At 60.5% G+C, this 14,282-nt stretch carries 16 protein-coding genes; 6 read left to right on the top strand and 10 right to left on the bottom strand.

All coding sequences use genetic code 11. The features are described 5' to 3' along the window. Window positions 1-16: 16 nt before the first annotated feature. The 3 genes from HJB84_RS12595 (at window position 17) to HJB84_RS12585 (ending at window position 3,307) form a co-directional block, all read left to right on the top strand. Window positions 17-1,669 (top strand): alpha-glucosidase, encoded by a 1,653-nt coding sequence (locus tag HJB84_RS12595; RefSeq protein ID WP_207582964.1) that lies wholly within the window; start codon window positions 17-19, stop codon window positions 1,667-1,669. Window positions 1,670-1,688: 19 nt separating this feature from the next. Beyond that, window positions 1,689-2,777 carry an ABC transporter ATP-binding protein gene (locus HJB84_RS12590; protein ID WP_207582965.1) on the top strand — a complete coding sequence of 363 codons (1,089 nt, stop codon included), beginning with the start codon at window positions 1,689-1,691 and terminating at the stop codon, window positions 2,775-2,777. Window positions 2,778-2,953: 176 nt separating this feature from the next. Beyond that, the gene (locus tag HJB84_RS12585; protein ID WP_221116081.1) at window positions 2,954-3,307 is read left to right on the top strand and encodes a hypothetical protein; all 354 of its coding nucleotides are present in this window, start codon (window positions 2,954-2,956) and stop codon (window positions 3,305-3,307) included. A 166-nt stretch (window positions 3,308-3,473) separates the two neighbouring features. Here the strand turns inward: HJB84_RS12585 and HJB84_RS12580 are convergent, their stop codons facing one another. The 6 genes from HJB84_RS12580 to HJB84_RS12555 form a co-directional block, all read right to left on the bottom strand. Beyond that, the gene (locus HJB84_RS12580; protein ID WP_221116080.1) at window positions 3,474-4,469 is read right to left on the bottom strand and encodes an amidohydrolase family protein; all 996 of its coding nucleotides are present in this window, start codon (window positions 4,467-4,469) and stop codon (window positions 3,474-3,476) included. 2 nt (window positions 4,470-4,471) lie between these two features. Then, the gene (locus HJB84_RS12575) at window positions 4,472-4,933 is read right to left on the bottom strand and encodes a lipocalin-like domain-containing protein (protein ID WP_221116079.1); all 462 of its coding nucleotides are present in this window, start codon (window positions 4,931-4,933) and stop codon (window positions 4,472-4,474) included. Between the two features lie 152 nt (window positions 4,934-5,085). Further along, window positions 5,086-5,775 carry a type 1 glutamine amidotransferase domain-containing protein gene (locus tag HJB84_RS12570; RefSeq protein ID WP_221116078.1) on the bottom strand — a complete coding sequence of 230 codons (690 nt, stop codon included), beginning with the start codon at window positions 5,773-5,775 and terminating at the stop codon, window positions 5,086-5,088. A gap of 11 nt (window positions 5,776-5,786) precedes the next feature. After that, on the bottom strand, window positions 5,787-6,836 hold the full coding sequence (locus HJB84_RS12565) for an NAD(P)-dependent alcohol dehydrogenase (RefSeq protein WP_221116077.1): 1,050 nt from the start codon (window positions 6,834-6,836) through the stop codon (window positions 5,787-5,789). A gap of 116 nt (window positions 6,837-6,952) precedes the next feature. Then, on the bottom strand, window positions 6,953-7,252 hold the full coding sequence (locus HJB84_RS12560) for a superoxide dismutase (protein ID WP_221116076.1): 300 nt from the start codon (window positions 7,250-7,252) through the stop codon (window positions 6,953-6,955). A 36-nt stretch (window positions 7,253-7,288) separates the two neighbouring features. Continuing rightward, a complete protein-coding gene (locus HJB84_RS12555) occupies window positions 7,289-7,858 on the bottom strand; it encodes a flavodoxin family protein (RefSeq protein ID WP_221116075.1) in 570 nt (189 codons plus the stop codon). A 220-nt stretch (window positions 7,859-8,078) separates the two neighbouring features. On the opposite strand from HJB84_RS12555, the gene HJB84_RS12550 reads away from it, so the two are divergent. Together HJB84_RS12550 and HJB84_RS12545 are read left to right on the top strand one after the other, a co-directional pair. After that, window positions 8,079-8,984: a LysR family transcriptional regulator gene (locus HJB84_RS12550; RefSeq protein WP_221116074.1), complete on the top strand. Its 906-nt coding sequence runs from the start codon at window positions 8,079-8,081 to the stop codon at window positions 8,982-8,984. Between the two features lie 478 nt (window positions 8,985-9,462). Continuing rightward, complete coding sequence (locus HJB84_RS12545; RefSeq protein WP_221116073.1) at window positions 9,463-10,365, top strand: NADP-dependent oxidoreductase; 903 nt, start codon at window positions 9,463-9,465, stop codon at window positions 10,363-10,365. A gap of 102 nt (window positions 10,366-10,467) precedes the next feature. Here HJB84_RS12545 and HJB84_RS12540 read toward each other — a convergent pair whose 3' ends face one another. From HJB84_RS12540 to HJB84_RS12525, 4 genes are all read right to left on the bottom strand, one after another. Further along, on the bottom strand, window positions 10,468-10,890 hold the full coding sequence (locus HJB84_RS12540) for a helix-turn-helix domain-containing protein (RefSeq protein WP_221116072.1): 423 nt from the start codon (window positions 10,888-10,890) through the stop codon (window positions 10,468-10,470). An 86-nt stretch (window positions 10,891-10,976) separates the two neighbouring features. Next, window positions 10,977-11,960, bottom strand: coding sequence for an aldo/keto reductase (locus tag HJB84_RS12535; RefSeq protein ID WP_221116071.1), 984 nt, complete (start codon window positions 11,958-11,960; stop codon window positions 10,977-10,979). Window positions 11,961-12,051: 91 nt separating this feature from the next. After that, window positions 12,052-12,771 (bottom strand): carboxymuconolactone decarboxylase family protein, encoded by a 720-nt coding sequence (locus tag HJB84_RS12530; protein ID WP_207582974.1) that lies wholly within the window; start codon window positions 12,769-12,771, stop codon window positions 12,052-12,054. 104 nt (window positions 12,772-12,875) lie between these two features. Beyond that, window positions 12,876-13,250, bottom strand: coding sequence for a DUF2255 family protein (locus HJB84_RS12525; RefSeq protein ID WP_207582975.1), 375 nt, complete (start codon window positions 13,248-13,250; stop codon window positions 12,876-12,878). Window positions 13,251-13,367: 117 nt separating this feature from the next. Between HJB84_RS12525 and HJB84_RS12520 the strand changes: the two genes are divergently transcribed. Then, entirely contained in the window at window positions 13,368-14,261 is an 894-nt protein-coding gene (locus HJB84_RS12520; protein WP_207582976.1) for a LysR family transcriptional regulator, read from the top strand. Window positions 14,262-14,282: the final 21 nt, after the last annotated feature.

The following is a 14,282-nucleotide window of genomic DNA, read 5'->3' as shown; positions in this document are numbered from 1 at the left end:
TCAAACAGGATATTCCATGAACGTGGCTCCCCAATCGATCTCGACTCCCGACAAGGACTGGTGGCGCGGCGCGGTGATCTATCAGATCTACCCGCGCTCCTACCAGGATTCGAACGGTGACGGCATCGGCGACCTGAAGGGCATCACCGCCCGCCTGCCGCATGTGGCAAGCCTCGGTGTCGATGCCATCTGGATCTCGCCCTTCTTCACCTCGCCGATGCGCGATTTCGGTTATGACGTTTCCGACTACGAGAATGTCGATTCGATCTTCGGCACGCTGGTGGATTTCGACACGATGATCGCCGAGGCCCATCGCCTCGGCATCCGCGTGATGATCGACCTCGTCATCTCCCACAGCTCGGATCAGCATCCCTGGTTCGTACAGAGCCGTTCCAGCAAGACCAACGCCAAGGCTGACTGGTATGTCTGGGCCGACGCCAAGCCGGATGGGACGCCGCCGAACAACTGGCTGTCGATCTTCGGCGGCTCGGCATGGGCGTGGGATCCGACGCGCATGCAGTATTACCTTCACAACTTCCTGACCTCGCAGCCGGACATGAACCTGCATAATCCTGAGGTGCAGGACCGTCTGCTTGATGTCGTCCGCTTCTGGCTCAACCGCGGTGTCGACGGCTTCCGCCTCGATACCATCAACTTTTATTTCCACGATACGCAACTGCGCGACAATCCCGCACTTGCTCCAGAACGCCGCAACGCCTCGACGGCGCCGGCAGTCAATCCCTATAATTTCCAGGAGCATATCTACGACAAGAACCGGCCGGAGAACCTTGCCTTCCTGAAGCGCTTCCGCGCCGTCCTCGAGGAGTTCCCAGCAATCGCCGCAGTGGGTGAGGTCGGCGACAGTCAGCGTGGCCTTGAAATTGTCGGCGAATACACTTCCGGCAACGACAAGATGCATATGTGTTATGCCTTCGAGTTCCTGGCGCCCGATCCGCTGACGGCGGAGCGCGTCGAAGAGGTGATGCAGGATTTCGAAGCTGCAGCACCCGATGGCTGGGCCTGCTGGGCCTTCTCCAATCACGACGTCATGCGCCATGTCAGCCGCTGGGGCGGGCTGGTCGCCGATCACGACGCCTTCGCCAAGCTCTATGCCTCGTTGCTGATGACGCTGCGCGGCTCCGTCTGCCTCTATCAGGGTGAGGAACTGGCGCTGACCGAGGCCGATCTCGCCTATCAGGATCTGCAGGATCCCTATGGCATCCAGTTCTGGCCGGAATTCAAGGGCCGCGACGGCTGCCGCACGCCGATGGTCTGGGACAGCCAGGTCGCCCAGGGCGGATTTTCGACGGTCAAGCCCTGGCTGCCGGTGCCGGTCGAGCATATTCTGCGTGCCGTCAGCGTTCAGCAGGGCGACGAGGCTTCGGTGCTGGAGCACTATCGCCGCTTCATCGCCTTCCGCAAATTGCATCCGGCCTTTGCCAAGGGCGAGATCGAATTCGAAGAGCCGCAGGGCGACAGCCTGGTCTTCACCCGTGAATACGGCAACGAGAAGCTGCTCTGCATCTTCAACATGAGCCCGGCCGAGGCCTGCGTCGCCTTGCCGGCGGGAGAATGGCAGGCATTGACGGGGCACGGCTTTACCAGCAACAACTATGGCGACAAGATCGATATTCCGGCCTGGGGGGCGTATTTCGCCCGTCTTGCCTAAGGACCAAGGGGAGAGAGACATGACTGGACTGACGCTGAAGGATATCCGCAAATCCTACGGTTCCGTGGACGTTCTCCACGGCATCGATCTCGATATCAAGCAGGGCGAATTCATCGTCTTCGTCGGTCCGTCCGGCTGCGGCAAGTCCACGCTTCTGCGTATGATCGCCGGTCTCGAGGCGATCACCGGCGGCGAGATGTATATCGACGGCCATCTCGTCAATGACGTGCCGCCTTCCAAGCGCGGCATCGCCATGGTCTTCCAGTCCTATGCGCTCTACCCGCACATGACCGTCTTCGACAACATGGCTTTCGGCATGAAGATCGCCGGCGAGAGCAAGCAGGAGATCGACCGCCGCGTCCGGGCGGCAGCCGAGAGCCTGCAACTGACCAACTATCTTGATCGCCTGCCAAAGGCGCTTTCCGGCGGCCAGCGCCAGCGCGTGGCGATCGGCCGCGCCATCTGCCGCGATCCGAAGGTCTTCCTGTTCGACGAGCCGCTCTCCAACCTCGATGCCGCGCTGCGCGTCGCGACCCGCATCGAGATCGCCCGCCTGAACGAACAGATGGCCGATACGACGATGATCTACGTGACCCACGACCAGGTCGAAGCGATGACGCTCGCCGATCGCATCGTCGTTCTCTCGGCCGGCAATATCGAGCAGGTCGGCGCGCCGCTGGATCTCTATGAGCGTCCGGCCAACCTCTTCGTCGCGAAATTCATCGGCTCGCCGGCGATGAACATCATCCCGGCGACGGTCGCCGGAACCGGAATCCAGACGACGGTGACGCTGACCGGCGGCATGTCGGTGACCCTCGATGTTGCGACCGACGCATCCGAAAAGGGCAAGCAGGCAAGCTTCGGCGTTCGTCCGGAGGATCTGAGGGTCGCCGACGGCGCCGACTATCTTTTCGAGGGCGAGGTGTCGATCGTCGAAGCACTCGGCGAAGTGACGCTGCTCTATATCGAAGGCCTGGTCCCGGGCGAGCCGATCGTCGTCAAGCTGCCCGGCATCTACGATGTGAAGAAGGGTCAGAGGATGCGGTTTGCCGCCGACAGGCAGAAGTTGCATCTGTTTAACGCAACCGGCCATACCTACCGGAAATGAGGCGGCCATTTTTGGGGTAATGGCCCTAAGAATTGTGTGTGACGGGCCGAATTCTCACTTTCTGTTAAAGATCGGCTGCTACCTTTTTCCCATCGATTTACGAGGGGGATAAGCAAGTGGCCGCTTCCAATCCGTCACAGCCAAAATCTCATTTCCTGAGCAAGGAAGAATCCTTCATGTATGACCGCGAGCAGCGGTTCAAAATGGAGGACACCATGAATGCCGCGCGCATCGAATATACGGAAAAGGGCGTCATGCACGCGGCTTCGCGCCGTTGCGATATCGTCCGGATTTCGATGAGCAGCGCGACGCTGGCGATCCTCACTCAGTTCAACCTGCCGAAGCAGTTCTATCTGGACATTCCGGATGCCCGCATCACCAAGGTCGGGTGCCTGCTGATGAAGGTCAACGCCAACAATACCATCGACGTCCGCTTCCTCCGTCTGCTGACGCAAAAGGAGCTGAACAAGATCTTCGTCTACAGCACCCATCCGGCGCATCGCGACTACGTGCTCGATATCCGCGCCTGACGGTATAGGACCTGATATCGAAAACCCGCGGGGTGCTTCGCGCGCGCCGCGGGTTTTTGTTTGTCTGGTAACCAAGCTTAGAGCGCCGATCGGTTTTCTTATGACATCATCCTCTAACTCTTTAATCTAGAACAGGATTCAGATTCTAGGCCGACCCGGCCTAAAATCATCCTGTTCTAAGATTCCCGCTGCCACCTCCGGTCAAGCGCTCCCAATTCCGATAAGCAAATTTCGATTTGCTGACATCGTCGATCTCCAGAGCGTCTACGAAACGCCGCGCATCGCCTCCGGGGCGGTATTGATAGGGGTAGTCTGTCGAGAACAGGATACGGTCAATCTCGACGGCATTGACCGCCTGCTGCAGATAGGCCGGGCTGAACATGCCGCTGGCGGTCAGAAAGAGATTGTTGCGGACATAATCGATGAATGGCCGCTGCAGCCCGGACACCCGATCAAGCATGGCCAACCGCTCAAGGTAGAAAAGCACCAGTTCGCCCCAGTGGCCAAGGATCACCTGAAGGTTCGGATAGCGGTCGAAGACGCCCCCGAGTATCAGGCGTACGAACTGGATACCCGCCTCGAAATGCCATCCGAGGGCGAATGTGGAAAAGGCAAGATCGATCGGCGCGCCAAAGCCAGAATAGTAGGCGTCACGAACGCTTGTCTGGGGGATCTGGGGGTGAATGAGGAGCGGGACTCCGAGCTCCGCCGCGCAGGCGAATGTCGGCTCGAAGAGCGCGTCGTCCAGATTCCTGTCGCCGACCCGGCCGAACAGGACGGCACCCTTGCAGCCGAGTTCCGTGACTGCGCGACGCAATTCGTTCGCCGCCCCGTCGGCCTGCGCGAAGGAAAGAGCCGCCATGGCCTGAAAACGCGAAGGGTTTGCCGAAACGGCACTGGCCAGAAGATCGTTGGCGCGGCGCGCCAGATCAATGCCGTGGTGACCAAGGTTGTTGAGGCCCGGTGTCGTCAAGGAGAGAACCTGAACATCGACGCCCGTTTCATCCATCAGAGCCAGCCGTTTCTCGCCAAGATCGGCAAGCCGCTCGCCGATGACGCCCGGATTGAGCCCCAGCGTGCCGTCATCGGCGTCGGGAATGGTGCCCCATGCCTGTTTGATTTCATCAGGAAGGAAATGCTCTTCGATCGCGATGATCTTCATCCTTAAAATCCTCCAGCTTGTGGCTTCAGGCCGTCATTGTCGCTGCGGCGCCAGACGACTCGCCATTCTTCATCAGCACGTGTGGACGTGAGGATGAGCAGATCGTCTGCAAGGCTATAGGACCGCGGCAAATCCTGGTCTACTAAGGCTTGAACCAATGCACCTTCAACATGATAGATGAAGGTGCTGTTGGCGGAATCGAGTGTGATTGTTCCATAGCTCGCCTCGTAACCACCGCTGCTATAGGGGTTATCGACGTCGAACGACTCCATGTTGCGGACCTGGATCGCCATATGCCCGTCGGGCGTAAGGACGAGGAGACCGGCCACTTTCAGCGCACCCATCGCGCCGTTGGCATCCGGCTGCTCAATCGCCGCGAGGTGCCACGGCCCGGCGAGCCGTGCCATAACCTCAGAATCAATACCGGCTTGTTGAGAGCTGTTTGTACCAGCAATTGTTTCCATCGACAGTTCTCCGGGATTTTGGACGCAACCGGTTCCCGGAGCGCTGTTGCCGACTTGACGACGGGGCGCTCTGTTTTCGCGAGGCGCCCCTTCTGTGTTTTGCTGCTGTACGCCGAACCGTGTTGCGGGCTGCAGGCGCGCGACCGTTGTTGTCAGGCTTTTTGCGTGAGTTGGTCGAGGATGGCTTTTCCGACGCCATGCGCGGAAGCCGGGTTCTGGCCAGTGACGAGCCGCCCATCGACCACGACGTTTTCCGACCAGTTCGGCGCCGGTTGGTGCAGCGCACCCCGCTCCTTGAGCGTGGTGGCGAGCAGATAGGGCACGACCTTGGTGTATTTAACTTCTGCCTCTTCCTCGTCGGTGAAGGCGGCAAGCTTCTTGCCGGCGACGAGATAGCTGCCGTCAGACAAAGTGGCGTTCACCAGGGCTGCGGGGCCATGGCAGACCGCGGAAACGATGCCGCCTGCCTCCCAGATCTCGCGAATGACCTTCTGTACCGCCGCATTGTCGGCGAAGTCCCACATCGTACCGTGGCCGCCGGCGAAGAAAACCGCCGAGTAGCGCGAGGGGTCGAGATCCGCAAGGATCTTGGATTGGGCGAGTTCGGCGCGGAATTCCTTGTCCTTCCAGAATTTATCGTTGACCGGATCGGAAAGGTCGAAGAAATCGATCGGCGGATGGCCGCCACGGATCGAGGCGATCTCGACTGGAATGCCGGCCGCTTCGAACACTTCGAGCGGATGGGTGAGTTCGACCATCGCGAAACCGGTCGGCTCGCCGCTGTCGCCGCGGATCGGGTGACTGGTGACCACGCAAAGGATGGGCTTGATGTTGTCTGCCATGTTCATGCTCCTCAGGGTTTGAGCGAGGCCATGTCGATGACGAAGCGATACTTCACGTCGCTCTTCAACATGCGCTCATAGGCTTCGTTGATCTGTTGGATGGGAATGATTTCTACGTCGGAGACGATGCCGTGGGCCCCGCAGAAATCGAGCATCTGCTGGGTTTCGGCCACGCCGCCGATGAACGATCCGGAGATTGCCCGGCGACCGCGCACGATCCCGCCGGCATTCACCGGCGTGCCGAGCGGCCCCATGTAGCCGACAAGCACAAGAACACCCTCCAGTGCCAGCGTCGGCATGTAGGGGTTGACGTCATGATCGTAGGGGACGGTGTCGATGATGACGTCGAAGCGCGCGGCGACAGCCTTCATCTGCTCCGGATCGCCCGAGAGCACGACGTGGTCGGCGCCGAGGCGGAAAGCATCCTCCTCCTTGCCGGCCGAGCGCGTGAACAGCGTGACGTCGGCGCCGAGCGCCTTGGCGAGCTTCAGCGCCATGTGGCCGAGACCGCCGAGGCCGATCACGGCGACCTTGCTGTCCTTGCCGACATTCCAGCGGTGCAGCGGCGACCAGGTGGTGACGCCCGCGCACAAGAGCGGCGCGGCACCGGCCGGATCGAGCCCGTCGGGCATTGATAGCACGAACTTGTCGCGCACGACGACGGAATTGGAATAGCCGCCATAGGTGACGCTGCCGTCCTGCCGGTCGGCGCTATTGTAGGTGTAGGTCGAGCCCTCGACGCAATCCTGTTCCCAGCCCTTCAGGCACGGCTTGCAGTGCTGGCAGGAGTCGACCATGCAGCCGACGCCGACCATGTCGCCGGCCTTGAAGCGGGAAACGTCGGTCCCGACCTCGCGCACGCGGCCGATGATTTCGTGACCCGGGACGATCGGATAGGTGGTGAAGCCGCCATGGTTGCGGGCAAGGTGCAGGTCCGTGTGGCAGACACCGCAGAAGAGGATGTCGATGACAACGTCGTCCGGGCGCGGTGGGCGCCGTTCGAACGCGAACTGTTCGAGCGGGCCGGTGGCCGATCGAGCAGCGAAGCCCATTGCTGTCATGGTTTGTACCCTTATTCCAGCGCCTGGCGCCTTTGGTTTGGCCTGCTGGACCCGACCGCGCCTCTCAAGCGCAGCCGGGAGCCGGTTTGGCGAACCCCAGCCTCAGGCGTTTAGCCTCAAGCGTTTCCAGGGGCGAACAGCGTTTCCCAATTCAGGAAGGGACCGAGCGGAATAACGTCCCAGTCAATGAGCCCGGCCTTGGCGAGGGGAAATTCGGCGAGCGCCTTCTTGGCGGCCTCGATGGACTCGGCCTCGGCGATGATGGCGACGCCAGGGCGGTCCTGTCGGAAATAGATGTCGCGGATGATGCCGCCCTTGTACATCTGCCAGGCGTGGCGGGCTTCATCCTGCATATGCGGCTGGTACTGTTCGATCGTGGCGCCGGGCTGCGGGACGTCGAGGCAAAGCAGTTTCATGGGTCTAGCTCCTTGGTGGGGATTGTAAGGCTGAGTTTACGCGAGCTGAAACCGGCCTGTGGTCTCCGCCACACGACGGCCCAGGTAAGTGGCCGTCATGAGGTCACTCTGGATAGGCGTGATCTCGGCTGCCTGATCGTTGTTCGACTGGGTCATGACGCCGAGCCAGCTTCCATGACGGTTGAGATCATCAACGCTGCCGGTGCTGCTGGCGTTACCAGGCATAATGTCGAGACCAACCCAGATCATCCCGTGCTGGGCCGCAAACAACGCCATTGAGACGAGTGAGTTGAGCTTGTCACCGTGCTGTGCGCCCGAATTGGTGAAGCCGGCAGCGATCTTGTTGCGCCACTTCTGTTCAAACCACGCCGTTTTCGTGGAATTCTCGCAGAACTGCTTGAACCTTGCGCTGATCATGCCGCTGTAGGTCGGCGACCCGAAGATGATCGCGTCGCTCTTTTCTAGCGCCGTCCAATCTACCGGACCTTCGGCGACGGCGACGATGTTCACTTCAGCCCCCTGGACTTCCCGAACGCCTTCGGCGACGGCTTCCGCTACACGCGCGGTATGGCCATAACCGCTGTCATATACGATCGATATCAGCATTCTCACGCCCTTCCATTTGACCGAGATTCGCGTACGACGGGAGGGTGATGCTGATCCAATGTCAGCAGTGACCACCTGGATCGGGACCGCCTCGAAAATATCGTTTGCTTGGCGGCGGTTGTATCGTAGAATGTGTAAGACCATTAGAAATCATTTTTCTCCTCTTTGGTTCCTGTGATTCTACAATAAATGGATTTGCTATTCTGGAGGCCTGCTCGGCGTGCGTGACAGATTCGATGGCGTGCAGATTTTCGTTGAGGCGGTCGAAGCGGGCGGCTTTGCAAAAGCGGCCGATCGGCTGAAGCTGACGCGCTCCGCGGTCGGCAAGGCGATTGCGCGTCTGGAGGAGCGCCTTTCAGTCCGGCTGTTTCACAGGACGACCCGCACGCAAAGCCTGACGGAAGATGGCCAGCAATATTACGAGCGTTGCATTCGTGCCATCGACGAACTGCGCGCCGGTGAGTCTCTCCTGGAATCTGGCCGGCGCGAGGTCGCCGGCAGGCTCCGCGTCTCGCTTCCTGTTCTGTTCGGCCGCTACTGCGCGGCGCCGATTTTACGCGGCTATGCTCGCCAGCACCCGAAGCTTGAACTTGAACTCAGCTTCAACGACCGCCAGATCGATCTGATCGCCGACGGCTTCGATCTTGCCGTCCGCAACGGTAACCTTGGCAACGGAACCTCGCTGCATGCCCGACGACTGGTCAGCCAGCGCAAGGTGCTATGTGCCTCGCCCGCCTATCTTGCCGCACGCGGGGAACCTCGCTCCATCGCGGACATCTCGGACCATGACCTGCTTGTTTACTGGCGGGGTGATCATGGCCTCGCATGGCAGCTTCCTGACGCGACCGGGGCTCTCATCGATATCTCCGTCACGTCAAGGCTGCGTTTCGACGACCTTGAAGTCATCGCCGATGCCGCGTTCGATGGCATGGGGCTTGCTTGGCTTCCCCATTGGCTGGTCCGGGACCGCATGCGCGCAGGGGAACTTGTCGAATTGTGGGGAGACCGCCCAAGCGCTGCGATGGAGTGCTATGCGGTCTGGCCAAGCACCCAGTATCTGCCGCTGCGGTCACGACTGGCGATAGACGCACTTGCTACAGAACTGCCGAAGCGTTTCGATCCCTGATATTGTCGGCCTTGATCACATTGGCTCTTGCTTCGCTGTCGTTCGTAGCAGCCCACCCTGACGCCCTCTTCTCAATCATGACGCGGTTGTCGCCGCAACGGCCTCTCCGGAGTTGGTACAACGCCGCTGATTTGACGCCGAGTTCGTGCCCACGCAGCGCGAAGTGGTTACTGCGCCGTCACCTGGTTGGGAAATACTGCCTCCTTCACAGCTTCTGTGGTCTCGTCTAACTACCTCGAACGGCAGCCAGCCGAAGAGGAATGGTCATGGCGACGCGACGATGATCAAGGTGAGGTTTTCATGGTCCGAATGAACCGGCTCGCGAGCGACCGCAACAACGATGCTATGCCGGCGCAGCTCATATCTGCCGACAGGATATCTCGACAAAATGGACAAGACGGTTGGTCATCGTGCCGATCCCTTTGGCTGTCGATATCTTCCTCCCAACCCTTTTAACAATATGACAAGGAGCACTCGTATGAGGGCTGTACGTTTTCATGAGTATGGTTGTCCGGATGTTTTGACGGTCGATGAGGTCGAAATTCCCGAACCGCAGGCGGGTCAAGTGCGCATCGCCGTCAAGGCGGCCGGCGTCAATCCGATCGATTGGAAGCTCCGGGCAGGCTATATGCGCGAGCACATGCCGCTCACGCTGCCGGCCGGGACTGGTTTGGAAGCGGCAGGCGTCGTCGATGCCATCGGTGAAGGCGTAACCGGTGTGTCGGTCGGCGATGCCGTGTTCGGCAAGGGCCATGACACGATGGCCGAGTTCGCGATCCTGCACGAATGGACGCACAAGCCGGACGACCTCTCGTTCGACGAGGCGGCGGGGTACCCGATTGCGGTCGAGACGGCGTCTCGGATCATCGACGAGGTCGGCGTGAAGCCCGGCGAGACGCTGCTGGTCAGCGGCGCCGCGGGCGGAGTAGGATCTGCCGCGATCCAGTTGGCCACCAGCGCCGGCATCCGCACGATCGGCACGGCGAGCGAGCCGAAACATGCATATCTGCAATCGTTGGGCGCCGTGCCGACCACCTATGGTCCCGGCCTGCGCGAGCGGGTGGCAGCACTTGCACCTGATGGCGTGCAGGGTGCGCTCGACATCGCGGCCTCCGGTGCCATCCCGGATCTGGTGGCGATCACCGGTGATCCTTCCAGGGTCATATCGATCGCCGACTTCACGGCCGCGGAACATGGCGTCAGAAACTCGTTCGATCCAAGGGACGCAGTGCCCGCCCTGGAACGTGCCGTAGCACTGTTTGAGGCGGGACACTTCCGCTTGCCGGTTGAACGGACATTTCCGCTCGACCAAGTCGGCGCCGCGCAGGAGCTAAGCGCCAAGGGCCACGTCACGGGACGTCTTATCATCACGGTCGCTTGACTGTAATCGCGAGGCGCTGCGCGCCTCGCTTTACCATCTTTGGCTGGCACGACTATCCTGCGTTCATGCCGGCAAATTGACGCTCTTGCCACACAACCGCTATTAGGGCGAAGTGTCGTATCGATCTCGCGCCATACCGATCACTTCCTGGCTCCGCTCCACCCAACGCACCAGCATCGTGAGCGGCTCGAAGATGGTGCGGCCGAGCTCCGTGAGCTCATATTCAACACTCGGGGGATTGGTTGGGAAGACTGTGCGCAGAACCAGCCCATCCCGCTCGAGCGTCCGCAGGGTCTGCGACAACATCCGCTTCGAGATATCGGGAACCGCGCGGTTCACGTCGCTGAACCGGCGGGCACGTTCGGCCAGTGCAATCAGCACCAGCATCGTCCATTTGTCTCCCACGCGATCAAGAATATCCCTGACCGCGCAGGTGGGTGGCTCGTGGGTCGTTCCAGAACGCTCCGCAAACATCCGCGCGAGTTGCAGATGATGCGGAGTAAGCGCCGTGTCAGCGTGTGCCATGTCACTTTCTCTTCGTCGGCTTGTTGGCGATACATGTAGCAAACCTGCAATGCCTATAACAGAAACCGGCATGCGTGGCACGTGGATCAGAGGCCGACCCGGCTGAGATGTTCCTCGGGATAGCGTGCCCCTTCGATATGAATGTCTGCGGACCGGATCTCGCCGAGGTCCTCGGCCGTCAGTTGCACCTCGAGTGCGCCGACATTTTCCTCGAAGCGCTCCAGCTTTCGCGTGCCGAAGAGTGGGACGATCCAGGGCTTCTGTGCCAGCAGCCAGGCCAGCGCCACCTGCGCCGGAGTTGCGCCGTGCCTGTCGCCGATGGCCCTGATGAGATCGACCAGCCGCTGGTTGGCTTTGCGGGCCTCCGTCGAGAAGCGCGGAATAGAGTTGCGCATGTCCGATGTGTCTAGCGCGGTGTCAGCGGCGATCTTGCCGGTAAGGAAGCCCTTGCCGAGCGGGCTGAATGGCACGAGGCCGATGCCGAGTTCTTCGAGCGCCGGCAGGATTTCCGCCTCTGGTTCGCGGGTCCAGAGTGAATATTCGCTTTGCAGCGCCGCCACCGGCTGGACCGCATGGGCACGACGGATCGACGACGGCCCGGCTTCCGACAGGCCGAACCAGTGGACCTTGCCCTCTCGGATCAAATCCTTCACCACGCCTGCCACGTCCTCCATCGGCACCTCCGGATCGACGCGGTGCTGGTAGAGAAGATCGATGTGGTCAGTGCGCAGGCGCTTGAGGCTGCCTTCCACAGCCCGGCGAATATGGTCGGGCTTGCTATTGACACCACCGTGATGAACGCCGGTATCGGGATCGACATCCCAGCCGAACTTGGTCGCGATCTTGACTTTGCCGCGAACGGGCTGGAGCGCCTCGCCGACCATCTCCTCGTTGGTGAATGGGCCATAGACCTCCGCCGTGTCGAAGAAGTCCATGCCGCGTTCGACGGCGGCCCTGATCAGAGCGATCATTTCCGCCCTGTCCGGCAGTTCCCGGGCTTTGCCGTATCCCATTGCGCCGAGCGACAGCGCCGAGACTTCCAGCCCTTGGCCTAGCTTACGTTTCTGCATAAAAATATCCTCCAGCTGCATGATTCAAGTTCAATGGAGTGCGGATGCAAGTCGGTCCGCGGCGGGACTTCATGCTGGGCCTCCTCTCGGTCTACTTGTCCCGACTTGCAAACACGTCTTTGACGACGGGCATCGCCGAGAAAACGCAGGGCCAGCCGGTATAAAAGGCAAGATGCGTCAAGGTTTCCGATGCCTGCGCCCTGGTCAGCCCGTTATCCATCGCGCGATTGAGATGGTAGGTGATTTGCGCCACCTGACCGGATGCTACCAGCGCGCTTACTGTGACGAGGCTTCGGTCGCGCGGTGCGAGCCCAGGGCGAAGCCAGAGATCCCTGAACAGAAGTTCGCCGGTGAAGTCCACCACGCCTTGGGATACGTCGCCGAAATTGGTTTGGACGGCCTCGGCGCGTTTGGCTTCCGACGCTTGGTCGAGGGGAAGGAGGGCAACAGGCTCCCGTGGCAACTGGCCTTCTCCGATGCCGCGCTCGGCGAAGATGCCCTTCATGATTTCCACGGCGAAGAATGCGTTCGACCATCCACTGTAGAACGCGAGATGCGTTATGATCTCTGAGATCTCGGTCGGTGTGATGCCGTTGTCCAAAGCCAGGTTGAAGTAATGGGTCATGCCGATCGTCTGGGCGCGCGCAATCAATGCCGAGACCGTTACTAGGCTGCGGTCTCTCGAAGACAGGTCCGGGCGTTTCCAGAGGTCGCCGACGATGGCATTCCGGGTATAGTTCGCCAAGGCTGGTGAAACGGCGCGGACGTCGTCGTCGGTCAGTGCGCTGCGAATAGGCGTTGAGGGTGACATTGTTCTTCCGATCGATGTTTTAAGATGGGTTCATGGCCAGGACTTGCGTCTCTCTTTCACGGATTGACGACCGTCGCTGTCGAAAATCGCCGGCGAGATCAGCCCTACTGTTCGAGCGGCGTGATCCGGATAGTGGCTGATCTGGCACGTTCGCCAATCATGGCGCCGAGATACGAGCTCGTCGCGTATTTGCTCCGGTACGCATCATCGATCGCCGCGTTGATCGCACCCTCGACGGGCGCGAATGCCACGTTTCTGGTCATTCCGGCGGCAATGATACGTCCGGCCCTCCGCTTGACCGCGGCCTGATGCCATCGCGACCGCTGGCCATGATAGGCGCGCACGTAGAGCTCTCCTTCTACTACGACGGACCAGATCCAGGTTGGAGTGCCATAGGTAGCGCCATCCTCGCGGAAGGGAGAGATGTGCAGGTCGTCGCTGTCCGCGATCTGCGCAAGTTCGGGTTCTGACCAAGCCATCGGTCCGCCTCTGCCTATGCGGCTGCATCCATGCGGCCATCGAAAGGCATTATAGTATCTGCCATTTCTTTCGATTAGACGCTAAAATAAGATTGAACTTATCTCAGAGATCAATAAATGCGTCGCGAAGAACTGGGCGACCTGATGGCCTTCCTCGCTGTTGCCGAAGAGAAGAGCTTCACCAGAGCGGCGGCCCGGCTCGGGACGTCTCAGTCTTCGCTCAGCCTCATCATCAAGCGCCTTGAGGAGCGGTTGGGGGTCAGGCTATTGACCCGCACGACAAGAAGTCTTGCACCAACCGATGCGGGCGAACAGCTGCTGTCGACCCTGGCCCCGGCGTTAGGTACGATCGAAGCCCGATTGGCTGCGCTCAGTGAGTTTCGGGACAAGCCGGCGGGGAGTTTCCGAATCACCGCGGGTCAGCACGCGATCGACACCATCCTATGGCCGAAGCTTTCGGCGTTTCTTCGTCACTATCCCGACATCAAGGTCGAACTGGTCGCAGAGTCGGCGCTGACGGACATCGTCGCCGAGCGGTTCGACGCCGGTGTCCGGCTCGGCGACCAGGTTGAGAAGGACATGATCGCCGTCCGCATCGGCCCGCTGGCACGCATGATCGTGGTGGCTGCGCCCTCCTGCTTCAAAGATCAGCCGCCGCCGAGTTCGCCGCAGGACTTGACGGCACACCGCTGCATCAACATACGCCTGCCGAGTTACGGCGGATTCTACCCGTGGGAGTTCGAACGCGACGGCCATGAGGTGCGGGTCCGGGTGGATGGACAGGTCGCCTTCAATGGCGTTCCACAGATCGTGAAAGCCGCTCTTGACGGATATGGCCTCACCTACGTCCACGAGGATGTCGTCCGAGAGGACCTTGAGAATGGCCGGCTCGTGCAGGTGCTGGACGACTGGTCGCCGCCGTTTCCCGGGTATCACTTGTACTATCCTTCACGCCGGCATTCCTCTCCAGCATTTACCTTGCTGGTGGAGGCGTTGCGGCATCACGACTAGGTATCCCGCCAAATAGCTGTA

Origin of the sequence: Rhizobium sp. NZLR1b, from assembly GCF_019685155.1 — a bacterium.
In the GTDB taxonomy this organism is placed as follows: domain Bacteria; phylum Pseudomonadota; class Alphaproteobacteria; order Rhizobiales; family Rhizobiaceae; genus Rhizobium.
Note: the sequence above shows the minus strand (reverse complement) of the source record. Positions and strands in the feature narration are given on the sequence as shown.

What these genes read in the sequence shown, in the direction of transcription:
- HJB84_RS12525 (WP_207582975.1), bottom strand. Translation starts at nt 13,250, where the DNA reads ATGGCTTGGTCAGAACCCGAACTTGCGCAGATCGCGGACAGCGACGAC.
- HJB84_RS12520 (WP_207582976.1), top strand. Translation starts at nt 13,368, where the DNA reads ATGCGTCGCGAAGAACTGGGCGACCTGATGGCCTTCCTCGCTGTTGCC.
- HJB84_RS12560 (WP_221116076.1), bottom strand. Translation starts at nt 7,252, where the DNA reads ATGAAACTGCTTTGCCTCGACGTCCCGCAGCCCGGCGCCACGATCGAA.
- HJB84_RS12570 (WP_221116078.1), bottom strand. Translation starts at nt 5,775, where the DNA reads ATGGCAGACAACATCAAGCCCATCCTTTGCGTGGTCACCAGTCACCCG.
- HJB84_RS12585 (WP_221116081.1), top strand. Translation starts at nt 2,954, where the DNA reads ATGTATGACCGCGAGCAGCGGTTCAAAATGGAGGACACCATGAATGCC.
- HJB84_RS12575 (WP_221116079.1), bottom strand. Translation starts at nt 4,933, where the DNA reads ATGGAAACAATTGCTGGTACAAACAGCTCTCAACAAGCCGGTATTGAT.
- HJB84_RS12535 (WP_221116071.1), bottom strand. Translation starts at nt 11,960, where the DNA reads ATGCAGAAACGTAAGCTAGGCCAAGGGCTGGAAGTCTCGGCGCTGTCG.
- HJB84_RS12545 (WP_221116073.1), top strand. Translation starts at nt 9,463, where the DNA reads ATGAGGGCTGTACGTTTTCATGAGTATGGTTGTCCGGATGTTTTGACG.
- HJB84_RS12565 (WP_221116077.1), bottom strand. Translation starts at nt 6,836, where the DNA reads ATGACAGCAATGGGCTTCGCTGCTCGATCGGCCACCGGCCCGCTCGAA.
- HJB84_RS12595 (WP_207582964.1), top strand. Translation starts at nt 17, where the DNA reads ATGAACGTGGCTCCCCAATCGATCTCGACTCCCGACAAGGACTGGTGG.
- HJB84_RS12540 (WP_221116072.1), bottom strand. Translation starts at nt 10,890, where the DNA reads ATGGCACACGCTGACACGGCGCTTACTCCGCATCATCTGCAACTCGCG.
- HJB84_RS12530 (WP_207582974.1), bottom strand. Translation starts at nt 12,771, where the DNA reads ATGTCACCCTCAACGCCTATTCGCAGCGCACTGACCGACGACGACGTC.
- HJB84_RS12590 (WP_207582965.1), top strand. Translation starts at nt 1,689, where the DNA reads ATGACTGGACTGACGCTGAAGGATATCCGCAAATCCTACGGTTCCGTG.
- HJB84_RS12555 (WP_221116075.1), bottom strand. Translation starts at nt 7,858, where the DNA reads ATGCTGATATCGATCGTATATGACAGCGGTTATGGCCATACCGCGCGT.
- HJB84_RS12580 (WP_221116080.1), bottom strand. Translation starts at nt 4,469, where the DNA reads ATGAAGATCATCGCGATCGAAGAGCATTTCCTTCCTGATGAAATCAAA.